We start from the raw sequence: 13547 nt of genomic DNA on the forward strand, positions 1-13547 counted from the left end.
AGAGGTGACATTTTGGATCTGGATTTTGGACAGGGGCGCATCGTCCCGGTCAACCTCGAACACGAGATGAAGAACTCCTACATCGACTATGCGATGAGCGTCATCGTCGCGCGTGCGCTGCCCGACGTGCGCGACGGTCTGAAGCCCGTACACCGCCGCATCCTCTACGCGATGCAGGGCTCGGGCATGACGAGCAGCAAGCCCTACAAAAAGTCGGCGCGTATCGTCGGTGAAGTGCTCGGTAAATATCACCCGCACGGCGACACCTCCGTCTACGACGCGATCGTCCGCATGGCGCAGGACTTCTCCATGCGCTATATGCTCGCGGACGGCCACGGCAACTTCGGCTCGGTCGACGGCGACTCCGCTGCGGCAATGCGCTACACCGAGGTGCGTATGTCGAAGATTGCGGAGCTGATGCTGCGCGACATCGACAAGGAAACCGTGGATTTTACGGACAACTACGACGGCTCGGAGAAGGAGCCGACCGTCCTGCCCGCGAAATTCCCGCAGCTCCTCGTCAACGGCACGGCGGGCATCGCCGTCGGCATGGCGACGAACATCCCGCCGCACAACATGGTCGAGGTTATCAACGGCACGCTGATGCTCATTGATAACCCTGAAACAACCATTGAAGAGCTGATGGGGGTTATCAAGGGACCCGACTTCCCGACAGCGGGGCTCATCCTCGGCACGGAGGAGATTCGCAAGGCATATACGACGGGACGCGGCGTGGTGAAAATGCGTGCACGCGCCCACATCGAGACGATGAGCAATGGGAAACCGCGCATCATCGTCACCGAGCTCCCGTATCAGGTCAACAAGGCGCGTCTGATCGAGAAGATCGCCGAGCTCGTCCGCGACAAGCAGATCGACGGCATCACGGATCTGCGCGATGAGTCCGACCGCAGCGGTATGCGCATCGTCATTGAGCTGCGCCGCGACAGTGCGCCCAACGTCATACTGAATCAGCTGTATAAGCACACGCAGCTCCAGGACAGCTTCGGCATCATCATGCTCGCCCTCGTGGACGGGCAGCCCGTCATCATGAACATCAAGCAGATGCTCGGGCACTACATCAGCCATCAGGAAAATGTCATCACGCGGCGCACGCAGTACGAGCTGGCAAAGGCACAGGCACGCGCCCACATCCTCGAAGGCCTCACCATTGCCCTCGACCATCTGGACGCTGTCATTACAACGATCCGCGAGAGCCGTACGGCGGACATCGCACGCACGGCACTCATGGATGGGTTCAGCCTCACGGAGAAGCAGGCACAGGCGATCCTCGATCTCAGACTCCAGCGCCTCACGGGTCTGGAGCGCGAGAAGATCGAGGAGGAGTACCAAGAGGTACTGCGCATGATCGAGGAGCTGCAGGGCATCCTCGCCGACCGCATGAAGGTGCTCGCCATCATCAAGAACGAACTCATCGAGGTACGCGACAAGTACGGCGACGAACGCCGCACGGAGATCACCTTCGACGCGAGCGAGATGGACATCAAGGATCTCATCGCCGAGGAGGATGTCGTCGTCACGCTCACACTGAACAACTACATCAAGCGCATCCCTCTGGACACCTACCGCCGTCAGCGGCGCGGCGGGGTCGGCGTGAAGGGGATGGGGACGAAGGAGACGGACATCGTCAGCGACCTCCTCATTACCACGACGCACAACGACATCCTCTTCTTTACCAACCGCGGGCGGGCGTTCGTGCTGAAGGCGTACGAGATCCCCGAGAGCGGACGGCAGGCGAAGGGGACGGCGATCGTCAACCTCCTCGCCGTCGAATCCGACGAGCGCATCACGGCGGTTATCCAGGTCAAGGAGTTCAAACCCGACCGCTTCCTCTTCCTCGCAACGAAGCGCGGCGTGGTGAAAAAGACCCCGCTCGCCGAGTTCGGTAGCATTCGTAAGAGCGGTCTGAAGGCGGTCAACCTCGACGAGGACGACGAACTCATCGGCGTAAAATTCACCGACGGCGAGAACCGCATCATGCTCGGCACGCGCTACGGCAAGGCGATTGCCTTCCCCGAGGACGGCGTGCGCTCCATGGGGCGCGTCACGCGCGGCGTGCGCGGCATAAGTCTCAGCGAGGGGGATGAGGTCGTCGCGATGGATCTTTTGAAAGCGGATTCCGAGGTGCTCACCGTCACCGAGGGCGGCTACGGCAAGCGCACCCCCGCCGAGGAGTACCGCACGCAGACGCGCGGCGGCAAGGGGCTCATCAATATGAAGGTCACGGACAAGACTGGTCCCGTCGTCGGCATCCGTGTCGTCCGTGAGAACCAGGAGCTCATGCTCATCACCACCGAGGGCATTGTGATCCGCACGACGGTGGACGAGATCTCCCTCATCAGCCGCAATACGCAGGGCGTGAAGCTCATGACCCTCGGCGAGAGCGACCGCGTCGCCTCGATGGCGACGATGAACCGCATCGTCGATGCGCCGGGCGAGTAGGACAGTATGCTCCAAACTGCTGAAAAAGGCACCGTTTCCATGATCGGAAGCGGTGCTTTATCTATTCTTTGTTTTGCCGCACGGCTTCGGTCGTGCGGATTTTCTTTTCCATGGCACTCGGCGGGAGGTTTTTCAGCACCTCGGTATAGACGAGATCGACGAGGAAGAACTGGACAATCTTCGAGGCGATGGAACCGGTTTCGAGCGGGGTCTCCTCGGAGATGTAGGTCAGGCTCACGTCGGAGGCATCGCGCAGGGCGGACGGGTGGTTTTCGGTGAGGGAGATGACCTTCAGCCCCCGTGACCGCGCGAGTGCGACGGTCGCGAGGATCTCGGCGGTTTCGCCCGAGTGGGAGATGGCAAAGATCACGTCGTCCGGCTCCATGATGGCGGCGATCATGCGCATACTGTGGTTGTCGCGCGGTGCGATGCAGTTCATGCCGATGCGCAGGAATTTGAAATAGGAGTCCAGCGCGATGATGCCGGAGTACCCGAGCCCGATGAAGGAGATGCGCTGTGCTCCGATGAGGAGGGCGGCACAGCGGTCGATGGTGTCGTTGCGGATGAGATCTTGCGTCTTTTCGAGCGCGATCATGTTCGCCGCGAGGAGTTTGTGCGCCGTCTCACGCGCCGTTTCATTGTTCCTTATGTTTCCGCGCTCCATGTAGCGTCCGAGCTCGCCCCCCTCCTCGGCGAGCGCCGCCTTGAAGTCCGAAAGCCCCGCGAAGCCCATCTTGCGGACGAATCGGGTGCAGGTCGCCTCCGCCGTGCCGCTCGCACGTGCGATCTCGGAGATGGTCATGCGCGGGATGTCGGTGAGACGGGCACGGATGCAGTCGATGATTTTGCGGTCGCCCTTGGAAACGCGGAACGGCGGATCATCGAGCCGGCTGAGTATCTTCATGGGATCACCTCTTCCGTTCTTGTCTGTATCATAGCAGATTTTGATGAAAAAGAAAACGCCGTCCATGGGGCGGCGTTTTGCGTGCAGATCGTTACGCGAGGTCTCCGTACTCCTGCAAAAAGTGGCGGAGTGCGCCGAGCATCCCTGCATCGTTCTGTGTGGCGGCGAAGGTGATCTTGGTCGCCGCGCAGATGAGGGGCGGGAGGCGGTCACGCAGCGCCTCCTCAAGCGGCGGGCGCAGCGCCTCCTCCTGTGCCATGATGCCGCCGCCGAGCACGATGCATTCGGGGCTGACCACCGAGACGATGTTTGTAATCGCGTCGGCGAGAGCGTCGATGAGTGCCGTGACCTCTTCCACGGCGGCAGGGTCGCCCTTCCTGAGGAGGTCAAACACGGCGTGCCCGTCGATGCTGCCGGCGGGCAGTCCCTTGGTGCGGCAGACGGAGGCGACGAGCCGGGTCGCGGAGCAGCGTTCGTGCAGCCGTCCGCCGGGGACGCGCATATAGGCGATTTCACCCGCGCTCCCCGAGGCACCGTGGACGATGCGCCCATCGACGATGAGTGCGCCGCCGATGCTCGTGCCGACGGTCATGGCAAAGAGGGAGGAGAAGCCCCTGCCCGCGCCCCGCCACAGCTCGCCGAGCGCGGCACAGTTGACATCGTTCTCGACGGAGGCGGGCAGTCCGAACGCATCGTGCATGAGGGCTTTCCAGTTCGTACCCGTGTAGTCGGGGATGGCGTCGGCAAGCGCGTAGACGATGCAGCCCGCCTTCGGATCGACCATGCCCGCCGTGGAGATGGCGACGCCCTTCACACCGTGGGTCTGCTGCGCCTCACGCACGATGGCAAAGACCTTTTGCACGATGCCTGTGCCGCCGTACTCCTTCGCCTCGGTGGGCACGGAGCCGCGCGTGTGCAGCGTCCCCGCCGCGTCCGCAACGCCGTACTTGATGGCGGTGCCGCCGATGTCGATGCAGATATACATGGATGCGCCTCCGTTCATATATAGGATGGATAGAAATGAGGGCAAGTCTCACGCGAACGCTTAGTTACGCAAGCGGTCAGGCACTTATCTGCCTAAATACCTGCGGACTTCTTAAACGCGCTTCGCTTGAACGAAAGAAATCCGCAGGGGGCAGAACGTGCCCTTTTCTCCGCTTGCTCCACTAGGGTTCGCTTTGAGACATTGCCCTTCATCTCCTAGATTGTTTTCTCCCTATTCGACCTTGACCTTGAAAATCCCTTTCTTGAGCGGGGCGGCTTCGTCGACCTTCACCCCGGAGCGGTGTACGTCCTCGGGGTAGCAGATGAGGAAATCGCCGGGGCGCATGATGGTGGTCTGGGTGACGGCGCCGTCGGCGGGCACGTAGTCCCCCTCCTCCTCGTATGGGTGCGTCTGCATCCGCTCGATGAGGCTCACGTCGATGCTCTCCGTGCCCTCGGCGAGGACGTGGATGTCGATGTAGGCGCGGTGTGCCTCCCAGATCTTTTCGTTGCGCTCGCCCGTGGTGTAGTGGGCGATGTTGACGTAGACATCCTCGCCGTCGATGTCATTGCGCCCCTTGGGGAGCGCGGCAAGGTCGTGCGTGCGGGCAAAGGCAAGCGCCTGCTGCACGCGCGGTGGGAGGAATGCGTAGGTCTTTTCGTGGTAGATGCTGCCGTAGATCATAGAACCTCCTTGGATATGTTTTTCATGCGTGACACCTCAGTGCTTCCCTAGGGCTCACGGAGGTGTCACGCACGCTGCACTTCTATGTTTTATCCTCTCGTTGACTGCACCGTCGTACCCGCAGGAGCCTCGTAGTTCGGCTCGGTGATGCGGCTGACGAGGTTGCCGACGACGAGGGAGATGACGATGGTGATGAGGGTGTACGACCAGAACGAAACGGACGGGACGAAGTACTTGAGGTAGAGGACGACGGCGGTTGCCGTGATGAACCCGATGAATGCGCCCTTGGCATTTGCCTTCGGGCAGAACGCGCCGAGGACGAACATGCCCGCCAGTGCTCCGAGCGCAAGCCCGATGAAGCTGTTGAACCACTGGTACGCCGAGCGGATGTCACTGCCTGCCATGACGATGGCGACGACGATGGAGAGGATGCCGATGCCCAGAGAGATGAACTGCGCGATGCGCGTCTGCTTTTTCATCTCCATCGCTGGGTTTAGGACGGACTGGATGTCGAGAACCCAGCTCGTCGCAACGGAGTTGATGCCCGTGGAGAGCGTGGACTGCGCCGCCGCAAAGAGGGCGGCGAGGAGGATACCCGTAAGACCTACGGGCAGCTCATACGTGATGTACGCTGCAAGCACGAGGTCACGGCGATCCGTCGTGAGGAGGTCGGGGTTCTGCTGGTAGAATACGAAGAGTGCCGTGCCGACGAGGAAGAATACCGTCGCGGCGAAGATGGAAACAACACCGTTGCCGAGCGTCATTTTGTTGAGCTGCTTCATATCCGTTGTCGTGGTGAAACGCTGGACAATGTCCTGACTGGAGATGTACGACGCGAACGTTCCAAGGCCGCCGCCGATGAAGATGATAAAGACGCTGGAGGAAACGATGTCGGGGCTCATCCAGACCTCGTTTTCGAGCATGAACTTATGTCCTGTGGTGAGGGTATCCCAGACCGTGCCCCATCCGCCGTGGATGCTGCTGATCATGACGATGAGGGAGATGCCGATGCCGACGATGAGAACCGTGCCCTGGATGAAGTCGGTGTAGAGAACCGCCTTGAGACCGCCGGAGTAGGAGTAGATGATGGCGATGACACCCATGACGACGATCAGCATATTGACATCGAGCCCCGTGACCTCGGCGAGTGCCATGGACGGGAGGTACATGATGATGGACATACGTCCGAGCTGATAGATGATGAACATGAGCGCGCCGAGGATGCGGAGGTTGCCGCTCTCGAAGCGCTTTTGGAGGTAGTGGTACGCAGTGTCGATCTCAAGTTTGCTGTAGATCGGCAGGAAGTAGCGGATCGTCAGCGGGATCGCGAACAGCATACCGAGCTGCGCCCACCAGAAGATCCATGAGCCGTGATACGAGTTGCCCGGGATGGCGAGGAAGGAAATGGGGCTGAGCAGCGTCGCAAAGATGGAAACGCAGGTGACGTACCACGGTATCGTACCGTCGCCCTTGAAGAACTCCTTGCCCTGCATTTCTTTTTTCGAATAGTAGAGACCTGCGAGCAGAACGCCGAGCAGGTAGATGACGAGGACTGCCGTGTCAATCCAGGTAAATCCCTGATGCATAGTTATCTCCTCCTGAGATGATGATAGAAGCTCAGAAATACTTCTTGTAGATCTCCTTTGCGCGGGCACGCATCTCCGGCGTATATGCCTTCATCGGTGCGCGGCAGCAGCCCGCCTCGATGCCCTGTTCCTCCAGGAGGAGTTTGATCGTGCCGTAGAGGCCGTTGTCGAGGATGTCGGTGATGAGGTCGTTCGTGACGTGCTGCACCTCAAGCGCCTCGGCGATCCTGTTCGCACGGGCGAGGTCATAAATCTGACGGGCACGGGCGGCGTTGACGTTGTAGGTCGAGCCGATTGCGCCGTCGATGCCGAGAACCGTCGCGGGCAGGAGCATTTCGTCAAATCCGGCGAAGATGAGCTTGTCCGGGAATGCCCTGCGCATACGCTCCAGGACGTAAAAGTCGCCCTGTGTGAACTTCACACCGACGATCTTCTTGTTCTCGAACAGCTTGGCGAACTGTTCCACGCTGATGTTCACGCCCGTGAGGAAGGGGATGAAGTAGATGACCATGCGCGTATCGACGTCGGCGACGATGGTTTCGTAGTAGTGGCGTACCTCTTCGAAGCCGAATTTGTAGTAGAACGGTGTGACGGCGCTGATGGCATCGTAGCCGAGGTCTGTGACGAATTTCGCGAGCTCCACGGACTCCTTGAGGTTGATCGAGCCGACCTGCGCCATGAGGGTGATGTCGTTCTTCGCCTCGTCCTTGGCGATCTCGAAGATGCGCTTCTTCTCGTCGGTGGAGAGCATGAAGTTCTCGCCCGTGCTGCCGCCGACGTAGAGCCCGTCCATCTTGTTGTGGTCGATGTTGTGGCGGATGATCTGGCGCAGTCCCTTCTCGTTGATCGAGCCGTCCTCGTGAAATGCGCCGAGCAGTGCGGAATACAGGCCTTTGAGTTCTCTCATGATGATTTCCTCCTTAGAAATGGTTAGGTGAGGAGCAAGCTCACGCGAACGCCTCGTTACGCAAGTGATCGTGTGCTTATTCGCCTAAATACCGACGGACTTCTTAAACGCGCTTCGCTTGAACGAAAGAAATCCGTCGGGGGCGAAACGCACAAGCGGTCAACGTCATCCAATCGCACTTCGCTATCGCTCGTGTTCTTGGGACGTTTTCCCATACGACCTGTTTCCCAATCAGCTTCGTCCTACGGACTTGCTTCTTGGACAGGTCAGTATTTTCTCACTTGCTTCACTAGGGTTCGCTTAGGGCTTTGCTCCTCTTCATAGTCGCTGTTTGTTTTTATGCAATCGCGTCGGTGAAGCGGCGCGCAATGAGCTGGGGACGCGTGATGGCGGAGCCGACGATCGCGCCGAATACGCCTGTCTGCATCGCCTCTTTGAGTTCCTCGGGGGTGTTGATGCGCCCCTCGGCAAAGACGGGGATTGTCGTGTTCTTGACAAGGCGGCGCATGAGTTCGTAGTCGGGCCCTGCGAGTTGCGGGCTGTACGGAGTGTAACCCGAGAGGGTGGTGGAGATGGCGTCCGCACCCAGTTCCGCCGCCGTCAGGCCCTCCTCGTAGGTGGAGATGTCGGCGAGGACGAGGCGGTGTGCCGCATGGATGCGTGCGACGAGGTCACGCACATCCGTTTTCTGCGGACGCTCGCGGTCGGTCATGTCGAGGGCGATCATCTCGCAGCCCGTTCCGATCAGTGCCTCCACCTCGCGCATGGTCGGCGTGATGTAGATGGGGGAGTCGGCGTAGTTCTGCTTGATGAGACCAATGACGGGCAGCTGTGCGACGGCGCGGATCTCCTCGATGTCCGCAACGCTCTGCGCACGGATGGCGACTGCTCCGCCCTCCTTTGCCGCGCGCGCCATGCGTCCCATGATGAACGGGCTGTGCAGGGGCTCATCGGGGAGTGCCTGACAGGAGATGATGAGTTTTCCCTTCACGGCGGAGAAAAAATCCATAAAAATGCCTCCAATTTATTATTATTTATTGTAATTTATAGTATAATATTTTATAGTTAAATGTATTGTTTTGGTTTCGCTATATGATACTCAACGCGAACGCTTTGTTGTGCAAGTGAGCGCGTGCGGATATGCTTACGCACTTACTTCACTAGGGGTTGCTTTGGAGTATCATCATTTTTTACGCTTCGACAAAACAGCTTGTGCCGCCGACGATTGTCCGCCGGATTCGGAAATCCTCATCGAAAATCACAAGATCCGCGTATTTTCCAACGCTGAGTGAGCCGAGTTTATCATATACGTTCAGTTCCTCGGCGGGGGTACGCGTCGCCATCTCCACAACGGCGGGGATGGATGCATCCAGATTTTCACGGAGGATGCGCAGCCCGTCGTTCATGCGCAGCACGCTGCCCGCAATCGTGCCGTCGGCGAGGGTTGCGCGTGTTCCCTTGACGTAGACCTTCTGTCCGCCGAGCTCCGAGATGCCGTCTGAGAGACCGCAGGCACGCATGGAGTCCGTGATGGGGATGATGTGTGCGCCGCGCTTCGCCGCGTAGATGATGCGCTGCATGGCGGGATGGACGTGTACGTTGTCCGTAATCAGCTCGCAGTTCGCATCGCTGTCGAGCGCCGCGCCGAGCACGCCGGGCTGTCTGTGGTTCAGCCCCGTCATCGCGTTGCACAGGTGCGTGATGTGCGTCGCGCCGCGTGCAATCGCCGCGCGTGCCGTTTCGTAGTCCGCCGCCGTATGTCCGAGGGAAACGATGATGCCGTGTGTGCGGCAGCTCTCGATAAAGCCGTCCTCGGCGATCATCTCCGGTGCAACGGTGATGATCTTGATGACATCGGCATAGGGGGCGATCTTCTCAAACGTGGGTGGGAGGATGTATTGCTCGTCCTGTGCGCCCTTTTTCGCGGGGCTGATGAAGGGCCCCTCCATATGTGCGCCGAGGATGCGTGCGCCGTGCGGCTCCTCCGCCATTCCACGGCGGATGCGGTCGAGTGCCCGCTCCACCGCGTCGTAGGCACAGGTCATCGTGGTCGGCAGGAAGGAGGTCACGCCCGTACGCGCTTGGAATGCAGCAATTTTCCCGAGTGCCTCCGCATCCTCGTCCATCGTATCCGCGCCGTCCGCGCCGTGGATGTGGACGTTCACGAAGCCGGGCGCGACGTATGCGCCCGCCGCATCAATTACCGTATCGTCTGCGGCGGCGGAGAACTCCGCTGCGGGGACAATGCGCGTGATCCGTGCATCGTAGCAGAGGACGAGCCCCGTCCGCGCCGCAAAGCGTCCGTTTTCATCGGGCAGAATCAGGATGCCGTTTTGAATGACGTTCATCAGGAATCACTCTTTTCTGCCTTGAGGAGCGAACCTGCCTCTTGGTCGACGATGAGGGTCACGCTCGGGTGCAGCTGGAGGATGGAGGCGGGAACACGCGGCGTGATTGCGCCCTCGACCGCATCGCGCACCGCCTCCGCCTTCTCCGCACCGCTCGCGAGCAGGACGATGTGGCGTGCGCGGAAAATCGTGCCGATGCCCATGCTCATCGCCTCGCGCGGAACGTCTGCGGCAGAGGCAAAGAAGCGTGCGTTTGCCGCGATGGTGCTCTCCTTGAGTGCGACCTTGTGTGTGATGCGTGTGAACGCGTCCGCCGGCTCGTTGAAGCCGATGTGAGCATTGCGTCCGATCCCGAGCAGCTGCATATCGATGCCGCCCGCCGCCGTGATCGCCGCCTCGTAGCGTTCGCCCTCCGCCGCGCTGTCTGCGGCGAGCCCGTTCGGGAAGAATACGTGATCCTTGCGGATGTTCACATGGTCGAAGAGGTTCTCGTGCATGAAGCGATGGTAGCTCTGCGGATCGTCCTCCGCGAGCCCGACGTATTCATCCAGATTGAACGAAGTCGCCTGCGAGAAGTCCAGCCCAACGGTCTTGTACAGCCAGACGAGATTTTGATAGAGTTCCACCGGGGTGCTGCCCGTCGCGAGCCCGAGCACCGAGTCCGGTTTGATCCAGAGCTGTCCCGCAAGGATCTTTGCCGCCTCCTCGCTCATCTTCTTATAGGTATCTGTAAAAATGATACGCATTGCGATACTCCCCTTCTGTATATTTGTTCTGAAATCTTCTTCAATATAGCACGGTTCCGAGTAAAATGCAATTATATTTCATAAAATATTTGATATATATTTTGTCTATCTCATAAAATGAAAAATATTTCGTTTTGGACAGACTTCATTTGATCAGCGATTCCTTAGGACGCACAAGAACATATGCAACACACAAAAAAGCTGCCATCAGGCAGCTTTTCTTGTGTCATGATACAAGCTCGCGTAATGTTTTTGCAATGTCTCCGTTGATGATCATGCTGCGCGGGGCGATCTCGGGCGGTACATATCCCATGCCGAGATTCACCGTGGCGAACGTCACATCCGCACGCTCTGCCGTCATGCGCCAGAACGGATACTTGATGATGCCGGGCGTGTTCATCCCCACGCCGAGTTCGAGGAGCAGCGTCCGCCGACCCTCCGTGTGCGTGAGGTAGTCCGTGTATCGCGCTGCCGCCGCGTGCCAGCCCGCATCCTCGACGAAGGAGGCATCCGCGCGCAGGTTTGTTGCCATCTCCATGCCGTCGTCGGGGCAGTAGGGGATGAGGTCGCTCGGAATCACCATCGCGGGCGCACCGTTCTCGGGCGGCAGGAGCGTCCCGTCCTCTGCGAACGCGAAGCCCTGTGCCGTGAGCATGGCACGCACGCTCTCCTCGTTGTCATAGGTTTTCCCTGCCGACGCACCTGCGGGACGGCTGCTCTGAAAGAGACCGTAGTCTCCTTGCGTATAGAAAATGCGTTCCTTCGCAACGCCCGAACGCTGAAAGGCATGATCTACATTCGTCGTCAGTACGAAATAGTCGCGTCCCTCTACGAGGTGCAGCAGATTTGGATAAACGTCGCTCGCGGGCATCGGCGCATAGCGGTTGATCCAGATGCTCCTGCTCCACCATGCCCAGAACATCTCACGCGACGGGAACGGATAGAATCCGCCGCTGTAGATGTCCTCGATGCCGAAGCGCGTGTGAAAATCCGAAAAGTATTTCAGAAAACGTGCCCCTACATAGTCATATCCCGCTGCTGCGGACAGTCCCGCCCCCGCGCCGATCAGAATGCAGTCGGCATAGCGAAGGGCGTTTTTTAATTGTGTGATGATTTCCTTCATAATAAAAGCCTCTCGTAGATGTGCAGATCTGCGTCCTTGAACACATTGAACACAACGCGCTCGATGGAGGACGGCACGGTGAGGAAGTCCCGTACCTCGCGCACGGCGATCTCCGCTGCCGCTGCATTTGGAAAGTGGAACTCGCCCGTCGAAATGCAGCAGAACGCGACGGACTTCAGCCCGTTTTTCGCCGCAAGCGCGAGACAGGAGCGGTAGCAGGAGGCGAGGAGCTGTCGGTGTTCCTCCGTCAGTGCACCGTGTACAATCGGCCCGACCGTGTGGAGGACGTGTCGCGCGGGGAGATTGTACCCTGCTGTGAGCTTTGCCGCGCCCGTCGGCTCTGGATGCCCTTGCCGCTCCATCAGCTCCGCACACGCTGCACGCAGCTGAAGTCCTGCTGCCGAATGAATGGCGTTGTCAATACAACGGTGACACGGGATAAAGCAACCGAGAAGCGCGGAGTTTGCCGCGTTTACAATCGCGTCGGCATTGAGCCTTGTAATATCGCCCTGCCATAACACAATGCGTGCGTCCGAGGGGACGGCGGGAAGTGTCATCACGTCCACCACGCCGCGCGCCTCACGCTCGGCGGACAGCAGCGCATCCTGCATCCGCAGAAACTCTGCCGAGAGCGGGCGCGGCGGGCGCACATTCATCAGTGCGCGGAGGAGTTCCCGCTGCGCCCTTTCCGTATTCTCCACCTGCGCTGACTGTGCGCGGTACTCCGGCAGTTCGGAGAGGAGGATGGCATTGAGTTTTTGAATCAGTGAAAGAGACATGGGAATACTTCCTCATCATAATAACAGCGTGGTGCGTCCATGCGAACACTTAGTTACGCAAGCGGTCAGGCACTTATCTGCCGAAATACCTGCGGATTTCAAACGCGCTTCGCTTGAACGAAAGAAATCCGCAGGGGGCAGAACGTGCCTTTTTTCCGCTTGCTCCACTAGGGTTCGCTTAGGACTGCACCACTACGGTATCACCGTTACGTTCATTTTCATCACTCAAACCGGAACGCAAGAATTTCACCAAGAACGAACCATATGTCAAATACTCACTTCTGCACCAGCGACACACGCTCCCCCACATGTGCCCCGCTCTCAATCAGATCGACCATGCCGACCGCATAGTCCGCATAGCTGATGACACTTTCGCCTGTGGCACTGAGCGTCAGTTCCTCGCCGCCGAGGATGTACTTGCCCGTCTTTTCTCCATCTGCTCGGAAGTCCGCCGCAGGGCTGACAAAGACCCACTTTGCATCCGTGCGGGAGCGGAGTGCCGCGAGCTCCTCCGTCTGCGCTTTCGCCAGTGCGTAGAACGCAGCGGGGAACTCCGGTGTATCGAGCAGCTGCACCGAATGCGCCGCATCGACATAGAGACTGCCCGCACCGCCTACAATGTAGAGCCGCGTCGTCGTGCCCGCCACGAGATCTGCGAGGTGCTGACTCGTCTGCGTGTGCAGCGGCAGCGTCTCCGGAGTGTACGCGCCAAATCCGTCAACGACGGCATCAAAACCCGCCAGATCCTCTTTTGTGAGTGCCATGATGTCCTTTTGCACGAAATTCTGTGCCGCGCTCTTGTTCTCGCTCCGTGCAAAGCCTGTCACCGCATGGCCGCGTGCGATCAGCTCCGCAATGATTGCCCGGCTTGCCTTTCCATTGGATGCCACAACTGCAATTTTCATATTCCATACCTCCATAAAACATTTTGTAATTAACTTTATTACAAAAGGAGTATAGCACACAAAAAACATAACGTCAATAGGCACAATAAAAATTTTTACAAAAAAACCCCAAACCGTTCG

12 protein-coding genes are annotated in these 13547 nt (G+C 59.0%); 1 reads left to right on the forward strand and 11 read right to left on the reverse strand.

Going from position 1 to position 13547, the window contains the following annotated elements; translation table 11 throughout:
• Nucleotides 1-12 precede the first annotated feature (12 nt).
• On the forward strand, nucleotides 13-2460 hold the full coding sequence (gyrA, locus tag QU667_RS00240) for a DNA gyrase subunit A (protein WP_304987348.1): 2448 nt from the start codon (nucleotides 13-15) through the stop codon (nucleotides 2458-2460).
• Between the two features lie 61 nt (nucleotides 2461-2521).
• On the opposite strand, the gene QU667_RS00245 is transcribed toward gyrA, so the two are convergent.
• The 11 genes from QU667_RS00245 to QU667_RS00295 form a co-directional block, all read right to left on the reverse strand.
• Complete coding sequence (locus QU667_RS00245) at nucleotides 2522-3364, reverse strand: MurR/RpiR family transcriptional regulator (RefSeq protein WP_304987349.1); 843 nt, start codon at nucleotides 3362-3364, stop codon at nucleotides 2522-2524.
• A 91-nt stretch (nucleotides 3365-3455) separates the two neighbouring features.
• Nucleotides 3456-4349, reverse strand: a complete 894-nt coding sequence (locus QU667_RS00250) for an ROK family protein (protein ID WP_304987350.1) — start codon at nucleotides 4347-4349, stop codon at nucleotides 3456-3458.
• A 231-nt stretch (nucleotides 4350-4580) separates the two neighbouring features.
• Entirely contained in the window at nucleotides 4581-5033 is a 453-nt protein-coding gene (locus QU667_RS00255; protein WP_304987351.1) for a NanQ anomerase/TabA/YiaL family protein, read from the reverse strand.
• Between the two features lie 89 nt (nucleotides 5034-5122).
• Nucleotides 5123-6619, reverse strand: coding sequence for a sodium:solute symporter family protein (locus QU667_RS00260; RefSeq protein WP_304987352.1), 1497 nt, complete (start codon nucleotides 6617-6619; stop codon nucleotides 5123-5125).
• A 31-nt stretch (nucleotides 6620-6650) separates the two neighbouring features.
• The gene (locus QU667_RS00265; protein WP_304987353.1) at nucleotides 6651-7526 is read right to left on the reverse strand and encodes an N-acetylneuraminate lyase; all 876 of its coding nucleotides are present in this window, start codon (nucleotides 7524-7526) and stop codon (nucleotides 6651-6653) included.
• 337 nt (nucleotides 7527-7863) lie between these two features.
• The gene (locus tag QU667_RS00270) at nucleotides 7864-8535 is read right to left on the reverse strand and encodes an N-acetylmannosamine-6-phosphate 2-epimerase (protein ID WP_304987354.1); all 672 of its coding nucleotides are present in this window, start codon (nucleotides 8533-8535) and stop codon (nucleotides 7864-7866) included.
• 181 nt (nucleotides 8536-8716) lie between these two features.
• The gene (nagA, locus tag QU667_RS00275) at nucleotides 8717-9874 is read right to left on the reverse strand and encodes an N-acetylglucosamine-6-phosphate deacetylase (RefSeq protein ID WP_304987355.1); all 1158 of its coding nucleotides are present in this window, start codon (nucleotides 9872-9874) and stop codon (nucleotides 8717-8719) included.
• Nucleotides 9874-10620, reverse strand: a complete 747-nt coding sequence (gene nagB, locus QU667_RS00280; protein WP_304987356.1) for a glucosamine-6-phosphate deaminase — start codon at nucleotides 10618-10620, stop codon at nucleotides 9874-9876. The genes nagA and nagB overlap by 1 nt, the downstream gene beginning before the upstream one ends.
• Nucleotides 10621-10846: 226 nt before the next feature.
• Complete coding sequence (locus QU667_RS00285) at nucleotides 10847-11743, reverse strand: SIR2 family NAD-dependent protein deacylase (RefSeq protein ID WP_304987358.1); 897 nt, start codon at nucleotides 11741-11743, stop codon at nucleotides 10847-10849.
• Nucleotides 11740-12522, reverse strand: coding sequence for a protein-ADP-ribose hydrolase (locus QU667_RS00290; RefSeq protein ID WP_304987359.1), 783 nt, complete (start codon nucleotides 12520-12522; stop codon nucleotides 11740-11742). Before QU667_RS00290 ends, QU667_RS00285 begins: the two co-directional genes overlap by 4 nt.
• A 275-nt stretch (nucleotides 12523-12797) precedes the next feature.
• Nucleotides 12798-13427 carry an NAD(P)-dependent oxidoreductase gene (locus QU667_RS00295; RefSeq protein ID WP_304987360.1) on the reverse strand — a complete coding sequence of 210 codons (630 nt, stop codon included), beginning with the start codon at nucleotides 13425-13427 and terminating at the stop codon, nucleotides 12798-12800.
• Between the last annotated feature and the right edge of the window lie 120 nt (nucleotides 13428-13547).

Source organism: Selenomonas dianae, assembly GCF_030644225.1.
Lineage (GTDB): Bacteria > Bacillota > Negativicutes > Selenomonadales > Selenomonadaceae > Centipeda > Centipeda dianae.

What these genes read in the sequence shown, in the direction of transcription:
- nagB (WP_304987356.1), bottom strand. Translation starts at nt 10,620, where the DNA reads ATGCGTATCATTTTTACAGATACCTATAAGAAGATGAGCGAGGAGGCG.
- QU667_RS00250 (WP_304987350.1), bottom strand. Translation starts at nt 4,349, where the DNA reads ATGTATATCTGCATCGACATCGGCGGCACCGCCATCAAGTACGGCGTT.
- QU667_RS00270 (WP_304987354.1), bottom strand. Translation starts at nt 8,535, where the DNA reads ATGGATTTTTTCTCCGCCGTGAAGGGAAAACTCATCATCTCCTGTCAG.
- nagA (WP_304987355.1), bottom strand. Translation starts at nt 9,874, where the DNA reads ATGAACGTCATTCAAAACGGCATCCTGATTCTGCCCGATGAAAACGGA.
- QU667_RS00255 (WP_304987351.1), bottom strand. Translation starts at nt 5,033, where the DNA reads ATGATCTACGGCAGCATCTACCACGAAAAGACCTACGCATTCCTCCCA.
- QU667_RS00260 (WP_304987352.1), bottom strand. Translation starts at nt 6,619, where the DNA reads ATGCATCAGGGATTTACCTGGATTGACACGGCAGTCCTCGTCATCTAC.
- QU667_RS00265 (WP_304987353.1), bottom strand. Translation starts at nt 7,526, where the DNA reads ATGAGAGAACTCAAAGGCCTGTATTCCGCACTGCTCGGCGCATTTCAC.
- QU667_RS00285 (WP_304987358.1), bottom strand. Translation starts at nt 11,743, where the DNA reads ATGAAGGAAATCATCACACAATTAAAAAACGCCCTTCGCTATGCCGAC.
- QU667_RS00295 (WP_304987360.1), bottom strand. Translation starts at nt 13,427, where the DNA reads ATGAAAATTGCAGTTGTGGCATCCAATGGAAAGGCAAGCCGGGCAATC.
- QU667_RS00290 (WP_304987359.1), bottom strand. Translation starts at nt 12,522, where the DNA reads ATGTCTCTTTCACTGATTCAAAAACTCAATGCCATCCTCCTCTCCGAA.
- QU667_RS00245 (WP_304987349.1), bottom strand. Translation starts at nt 3,364, where the DNA reads ATGAAGATACTCAGCCGGCTCGATGATCCGCCGTTCCGCGTTTCCAAG.